This window comes from Nocardioides sp. NPDC059952, assembly GCF_042730435.1.
Classification (GTDB): domain Bacteria; phylum Actinomycetota; class Actinomycetes; order Propionibacteriales; family Nocardioidaceae; genus Nocardioides.
This window is the reverse complement of record NZ_JBHWLY010000127.1, coordinates 1-7,013: the sequence shown is the minus strand read 5'-3', so window position 1 is coordinate 7,013 and position 7,013 is coordinate 1. Positions and strand designations below refer to the sequence as shown.

General features: G+C 70.9%; 5 protein-coding genes. 2 read left to right on the top strand and 3 right to left on the bottom strand.

Annotated features, from left to right (window positions below):
* Window positions 1-147: 147 nt before the first annotated feature.
* The 3 genes from ACFV9G_RS29340 to ACFV9G_RS29330 all read right to left on the bottom strand — a co-directional run bounded on the left by ACFV9G_RS29340 (window position 148) and on the right by ACFV9G_RS29330 (window position 4,389).
* Entirely contained in the window at window positions 148-2,358 is a 2,211-nt protein-coding gene (locus tag ACFV9G_RS29340) for an acyltransferase family protein (protein ID WP_378732926.1), read from the bottom strand.
* A gap of 61 nt (window positions 2,359-2,419) precedes the next feature.
* A complete protein-coding gene (locus ACFV9G_RS29335; protein ID WP_378732924.1) occupies window positions 2,420-3,451 on the bottom strand; it encodes a threonine aldolase family protein in 1,032 nt (343 codons plus the stop codon).
* Entirely contained in the window at window positions 3,448-4,389 is a 942-nt protein-coding gene (locus ACFV9G_RS29330) for a GntR family transcriptional regulator (RefSeq protein ID WP_378732922.1), read from the bottom strand. Before ACFV9G_RS29330 ends, ACFV9G_RS29335 begins: the two co-directional genes overlap by 4 nt.
* Window positions 4,390-4,536: 147 nt before the next feature.
* On the opposite strand from ACFV9G_RS29330, the gene ACFV9G_RS29325 reads away from it, so the two are divergent.
* On the top strand, window positions 4,537-5,667 hold the full coding sequence (locus tag ACFV9G_RS29325) for an FAD-dependent monooxygenase (protein WP_378732920.1): 1,131 nt from the start codon (window positions 4,537-4,539) through the stop codon (window positions 5,665-5,667).
* A gap of 137 nt (window positions 5,668-5,804) precedes the next feature.
* The coding region (locus ACFV9G_RS29320; RefSeq protein WP_378732918.1) for an ATP-binding protein at window positions 5,805-7,013 on the top strand (1,209 nt) is incomplete at its 3' end.

Here is a 7,013-nt window from a genome sequence, read left to right as displayed (position 1 = left end):
CCCTACCTGCACTCCACCCGCCGCGGGGGGGGCGGCGACGTGTACGGCGCCGACGGGGTACTGGTGGGCAAGCGACCGCCCGCCCCCCCCCGGCGGCCCCCCCCCCCCCCCCCCTCCTGGTCTGTGCGTGCGTCCTGTTCGGGCGGGCTATCCCTGGGTGCGGAGCCCCAGCCGGCGGGCCAGCGGCTCGACGAGCTGGGGTGCGTACTGGCGCGACATGTGGGTGCCGTCGTAGTGGGTGATGGTGTCGCCGACGACGGCGGGGCAGGACCCGTCCCAGCAGAAGTAGGAGCTCATGTCGGCGACGTCGACACCGACCTTCTCGGCCGCCCGGACCTGGACGTCGATCGAACGCTCCCGCGACTCCACCGCGCCCATCAGGCAGTCGCCCAGCGTGGCACCGGGCCGGGACAGGCAGGTGCCGGCGTTGGCGTCGAATCCCTGGATGTCGCGGATCAGCACCGTGCGTCCGGTGTGCTTGTCCACCCGGCGCAGGAAGTCGGCGTAGGCCGGGTGCATGAGCTCGTCGATCTGGTCCCTCTCGCCGACCCAGTCGCCGTCCTCGTCGAAGACGCCCTTGATCGGCGGGGCGGTGGAGACGACGGTCAGGTCGGGGTCGAGCCGCTTGAACTGCTTGAAGGCCCACCGGTTGAAGTCGTCGCACTCGGTGTAGGGGTCGTGCTCGTCGCCGCCGCGGTCGGTGGTGATCGAGGCCGAGACGCAGCGGTTCTTGACCAGGAAGTAGGCCCGGAAGCCGTGCTGCTTCGCGATCCGGTTCAGGGTCGGGACCCAGTGGAGAGCGTGGGAGTTCCCGAAGACCACCATGGTCCGGTCCCCGTCGGGGTCGCCGTCGACGCACAGGTCGCGCTCGGTGTCGTCGGTGTAGTCGCAGCGGGTCCGGCTCGGCTTGAGGGAGTCGAGCTCGGTGAGCGCAGGACGCAGCTCGGTCGGGACCGCAGTGTCCTCGCGTGCCGCGAGCACCGAGGCTCGTACGAGCGCCTCCTGCTCGTCCAGCGACGGATCGGCCGCGGGTGCGTCGGCCAGGGTGATCGCCGGCTGGAAGTCGCCGCGGGTGGCCTCGAAGTCGGCGTAGACGGTGCCGCCGAACGCGATGGCCGCCACGAGCGCGATGCTGACCGGGTAGAAGGTCAGCGCACGCCGCGTCGGCCGCCACAGCGCGCCCTCACGGAACGGCGCCTCGACGAGCCGGAAGGAGACGTACGCCAGCACGAACGCACCCGCGACGGCCAGGCCGCGCTCGGGCCAGGTGAGCTCACGCTGCAGGACGATCTCGGGCAGCACCAGGAGCGGCCAGTGCCACAGGTAGAGCGAGAAGGACCAGTCGCCGATGGCTCGCATCGGCGCCACCGACAGCAGCCTGGCACCGATCGTCGTCTCGCCCGAGGGAAGAGCGCCGGCGAGGATGACGGCCGCCGAGCCGAGCACCGGGAGCGCGGCGTGAAAGCCGGGGAACGGGGTGGACTCGTCGTAGGCCAGGCAGGCGATGACGATCGCGGCCAGCCCGCCGAGGGCGAGGAGCTCCCGAGCGACGGGCACGCCGGCGAGCCGCTGCATCACCCGGCCGCTGGTGACCAGGATCGCCAGCGCCGCACCGATCCCGAGCTCCCAGGCACGGGTGAGCGAGGAGAAGTAGGCCGCGGTGGCCTCCGCGGGCGTGTGCACGATCGACCAGGCGAAGCTGGCGAGGGTGATCAGCGCGATGGCGGCGAGGAGGAACCGGCGAGCCCGTACCGAGCCCTGCTGGACGTCACGCTCGCCACCCCGGGAGGCGCCGATCCTGCTCGCCAGGACGATGCAGACCAGCGCGACGAGCGGCCAGACCAGGTAGAACTGCTCCTCGACCGCCAGCGACCAGAAGTGCTGGACCGGTGAGGGTGGCAGCTCGGCCTGGAAGTAGTCGGTCCCGGCGATGGCCATCCGGATGTTGGCGGCGAACGCCGAGGCCCAGACCGCGTCGGTGGCGAGCGGGGCGACCTGCGCGGGACCCAGCAGGAGCACCGCGGCGACCACGGTGGCCGCCAGGGTGAGGGTGGCGGCCGGGAGGATGCGCCGGGCCCGGCGCGCGTAGAAGCGCCTCAGCGATATCCGGCCGGTGCGGCCGAGCTCACCGACGAGCTGCTGGGTGATCAGGAAGCCCGAGATGACGAAGAAGACGTCGACGCCGACGAAACCGCCGGCGAACCAGGAGACTCCCGCGTGGGCGGCAAGGACAGTGAGGATGGCGACGGCGCGTAGCCCCTGGACGTCGCCACGTAGCCGTTTCGCCGGCCCGGAGGCAGGCTGGGTCGAAACGGTCGTGCTGGGGGTGAGGTGGGGGACCTGGAGGTCGTGAGGCATAGGCGGGTGAGGTTACCGAGTTCACCCCCTGGATTCCCAGATGTGGCCTCGTGGCCATGTCTCAGCTCGGGTCGGCCGCCTCGAGGTGGCTCAGGACGGCGCGGACGTCCTCGCTCGTGGTCTGCCACGACGTCACGAACCGGACCTGTCCGCCGAGCCGGTAGAAGAGCACCCCGGCTGCCTCCAGGCGGTCGGCCGTCTCCTCGGGGAGGTCCACCCAGGCGAGGTTGGCGTCGACGGAGTTGGTGATGCGTACGCCTGCCTGCTCGAGGCCGGCGGCGAGCTCGGCCATCCGCTCGTTGGCGTTGCGCGCGTTGTGGAGCCAGAGGTCGTCGGTGAGGTAGGCCAGCAGCTGGGCCGACTGGTAGCGCATCTTCGAGGTGACGTGACCGCTGCGCTTGGTGCGGTAGACGAGCTCGTCGGCGGGTGCGTCGCTGAAGCAGACGATCGCCTCGGCCGAGAGGGCGCCGTTCTTGGTCGCGCCCAGCGAGAGTACGTCGACGCCGGCCCGCCAGGTCAGGTCGGCCGGCGCGGCGCCGGTGGCTACGACGGCGTTCGCGAACCGGGCGCCGTCCAGGTGGACGCTCAGGTCGCGGGTCTTCGCGATCGCGGTGAGCTCGGTGATCTCCGCGACGGAGTAGACGGTGCCGTAGTCGGAGGGCGAGGTCAGCGAGAGGACGGTCGGCTGGGAGTGGTGCGGGTCGCCCCAACGTACGCCGTCCAGGTGGGCCTGCAGCGCCTCCGGGGCCATCTTGTAGCTCTCGCCCGCGATCCCGCTCATCACCGCGCCGCCGCTCAGGAGGGAGGTGGCGCCGCCCTCGCTGCTGAGGATGTGCGCGGTCTCGTGGCAGACCACCGCGCCCCAGGGCGGCGTCAGGGCGGAGAGGGAGAGCGCGTTGGCGGCGGTGCCGCTCAGCACCGGGAACACGCGGGCCGTCGGGTGCTCGAAGACCTCGCGGACCCGGCTCTCGAGGGCGGCGGTCACCTCGTCACCTCCGTAGGCGAGCGCGGAGCCGGAGTTGACGGCGGCCATCGCCTCCAGGATCGCGGGGGAGACGGCGGCGGCGTTGTCAGAGCGGAGTTCGACGGTCACGGACCCATTCTTGCCTGTCGCTGTGCGTACGCCTCGATGCCGTCGAGCAGGAGGCCGAAACCGAGCTCGAAGAGCTCGTCGATGTCCATGTCGTAGCCGTCGGCGAGCAGGGCGGTCGGGCCGAAGAGCCGGGCCATGTGCGGGAAGGCGCTCCGGAAGGAGTCGTTGCCGAAGTGGGGCACGTACTGGCGGTCGGTCCACTCCTCGGCCGAGACCCCGGTCAGGGACACGGCCTCGTCCTCGCGCTCGATGTTCGCGGCCAGCCCGGCGACGTGGTTGAAGAGCAGCACGTGCATGTCGAACTGGGTCTTCGGTGGCAGCCCGAGGCCCTCGAGCGCGCCCAGCAGACGGTCGCCGAAGCGGAGCAGGTTGGGGAGCATCATCGGGCGGGTCAGCGGCTGGGTGCGGCCCAGCCAGGGGTGGTCTCGGTGCAGCCGCCACAGCTCGCGGCCGAGCGCCTCGGCGCGCTCGCGCCAGGGCGCATCGGGATCTACAGCGAACCGGGAAGCCGCATAGACCGAGTCGGCCATCGCAGCGACCAGCTGCTCCTTGCTCTCGACGAAGCGGTAGAGGGACATCGGGGCCACGCCGCAGCGCCCGGCGACCGCGCGCATCGAGACCGCGTCCAGCCCCTCGGTGTCGGCGATCGCGACGGCCTCGGCGAGGACCTGACGGCGGGTGAGAGTCCTGGGCACCGAGGTCCGTGAGGTGTCGGCGCGCGGCGCGACCACGGTGCCCGAGCGCGGGCGGGTGATCACGAGCCCGCCGGCCCGCAGCACGTCGAGCGCCTTCGTCGCGGTCGCGAGCGCGACGCCGAACTCCTCGGCGACCTGGCGGGTCGAGGGCACCTTGCCGCCGGGCTCGATCTCGCCCTGGTCGATGCGCCGGGTCAGCTCGGTGGCGATGCGGACGTACGTCGGTTCGGTCGAGCCGGCCACGGTGGCTCCCTTCATCTCTGTGCTAGGACAGATTCTAGCCAGGTAACTACTGTGCTAGTCCAGTAGAAGTTGTGTATTGCCAGGTCAGAGGCGTATTCGCTACCGTTTTGTTCTACCTCAATATACACCGTATTGGAAGGATCGCTCATGACCACCGTCCTGATCTCCGGCTCCAGTGTCGCCGGCACCGCCCTCGCGTTCTGGCTGCGCGAACAGGGGCTGACCCCTGTCGTCGTCGAGCGCGCGCCGGCGCTGCGACGAGGCGGCCAGGCCGTCGACGTACGCGGCGCCGCCCTCACCGTCCTGCGCCGGATGGGGCTCGAAGCTCCGGCCCGCGCGTTGAGGAACGAGTCCATCGGCATGAACATGCTCGACGCCGAGGGCAACGAGGTGATGCGCTCGGAGGAGTTCGCGCTCTCCTCGGGGCAGCTCGACTCCGAGGACATCGAGATCCTCCGCGAGGACCTCGTCGACCTCGTCCACGCGCGCCTCGACGGCGTGGAGCATCTCTTCGGTGACTCGGTCACCGCGATCCACGAGGACGCCGAGGGCGTCCTGGTCGAGTTCGAGCATGCCGCCCCGCGCCACTTCGACCTCGTCGTCGGCGCCGACGGCCTCCACTCCAGCACTCGCCGTCTCGTCTTCGGGCCTGAAGCCGACTACCTCCACCACCTCGGCACCTACCTGTCGGTGTTCAGCCAGGACAACTTCCTCGGCATGGACCGCTGGCAGACCTGGATCAACGACGGCCGCGACGGCGGCTGTGTGATGACCGTGCGTGACAACCAGGAGCTGCGGATCTTCCTCGGCTTCGCCTCCGGCCCGATCGACTACGACTACCGCGACATCGAGGCGCAGAAGCGGCTTGTCGCCGAGCACGTGACCGGCCTCGGTTGGGAGGTCCCTGCACTCATCGAGCGGATGTGGACCGCCGAGGACTTCTACTTCGACTCGATGGCTCAGATCAGGATGGACACCTGGTCTCGTGGTCGCACCGTCCTCCTCGGTGATGCCGCCCACTGCGCCGCGCCGCTGTCGGGTCAGGGCACGAGCCTCGCGCTCGTCGGCGCCTACGTGCTCGCTCTCGAGCTCGGGCGTGCCGCAGACCACGCTGACGCCTTCGCGGCCTACGAGAAGCGGATGCGCCCGTTCGCCGAGGCCAACCAGGAGCTCGCGCTCATCGACCGCCGCACGGTCGACCCGGACGAGTCGACGCGCCGCCTCGATGCCGTCAAGAACCTGATCGATCTGGACGAGGTCGACCAGCGCGCGGTGTAACACGTTGTTCGTAGGACTATTCGCCCTATCTAATGGGGCGAGCAGTCCTACGAACGACGTGTTACAGCGGCTGACGCGTCGGAGAGGCTGCGTTATCCCGTACGTACGCGATATATCGTTATGACAGAATGGCGGCTGTGACGACGCTGAGTGTGCTGGACGAGGTCACCTGGGCGGGTGCACCCGTGGCGGGCGAGCGGACCCGGGCGCTCCTGCGCGCCCTGGTCGATGCCGGTCCACGGGGTGCCTCCGAGGCTGCTCTGGTCGAGGAGATCTGGGGGCGTGACGACATCCCGGCCAACCCCGCCAAGGCGCTCCAGGTGGTGGTCTCCCGGGCCCGGACGGCGACAGACGCCGGTGCGATCGAACGTACGCCGCGGGGCTACCGCCTCGGCCTCCGAGCCGCCGAGGTCGATGCCTGGTCGCTGCGTCCGGAGGCGCTGCGGCTGGCCGCGGAGAGGCACTACGCCGAGGCGCTGCCGCTCCTCGAACGGCTCGTCCGGATCGAGTCCGACGAGGACGTCACCGAGGCGGTGCTGCGCGCCGTCGCTGCCGTGCACGGGGTGCCGGCGGCGCTGGAGCGCTTCGAGGCGTACCGGACCGGGCTGGCCGACGGGCTCGGTGTCGACCCGAGCCCACGGCTGAGGGCCGTCCACGCCGAGCTGCTCGCGCGCGACCGCCCGGTGCGCTCGGGGCTGCGTCACGACGCCGACGTGCTGATCGGCCGCGAGCAGGACGCCGCCGAGGTCTCCGCCCTGCTGAAGAGCTCGCGGGTCGTCACCATCCTCGGTCCCGGAGGGCTGGGGAAGACCAGTCTTGCCCAGGTGATCGCCCATGGTGCCGAGCAGCCGGTGGTTCACTTCGTCGAGCTGGTCGGCGTGACCGCTCCCGAGGACCTGGTCAGCGAGGTCGGCTCGGCTCTCGGTGTGCGCGACTCGGTCGCTCACCGTGACCGGCTCACCCCCGAGCAGCGGGCCGACGTGCGGTCGCGGATCGCGCAGCAGCTCGACGGCGCGCCCACCCTGCTCGTGCTCGACAACTGCGAGCACATCGTGGCCGCCGTCGCCGACCTGGCCGCCTTCCTGGTCGCGACGGTGCGCGACCTGACCGTCCTGGCCACCTCCCGGAGCCCGCTCGCCATCGGCGCGGAGCGGGTCTACCCGCTCGGCAGGTTGGGGACGTACGACGGCAGCGAGCTGTTTCGCCGCCGAGCCGTCGCCGCGCGGCCCGGGGTCCACCTCGAGGAGAGTCGCGTCGACGAGATCGTCACGCGGCTCGACGGCCTGCCGCTGGCGATCGAGCTGGCCGCGGTGAAGGTGCGCGCGATGTCGGTCGACGACATCGCG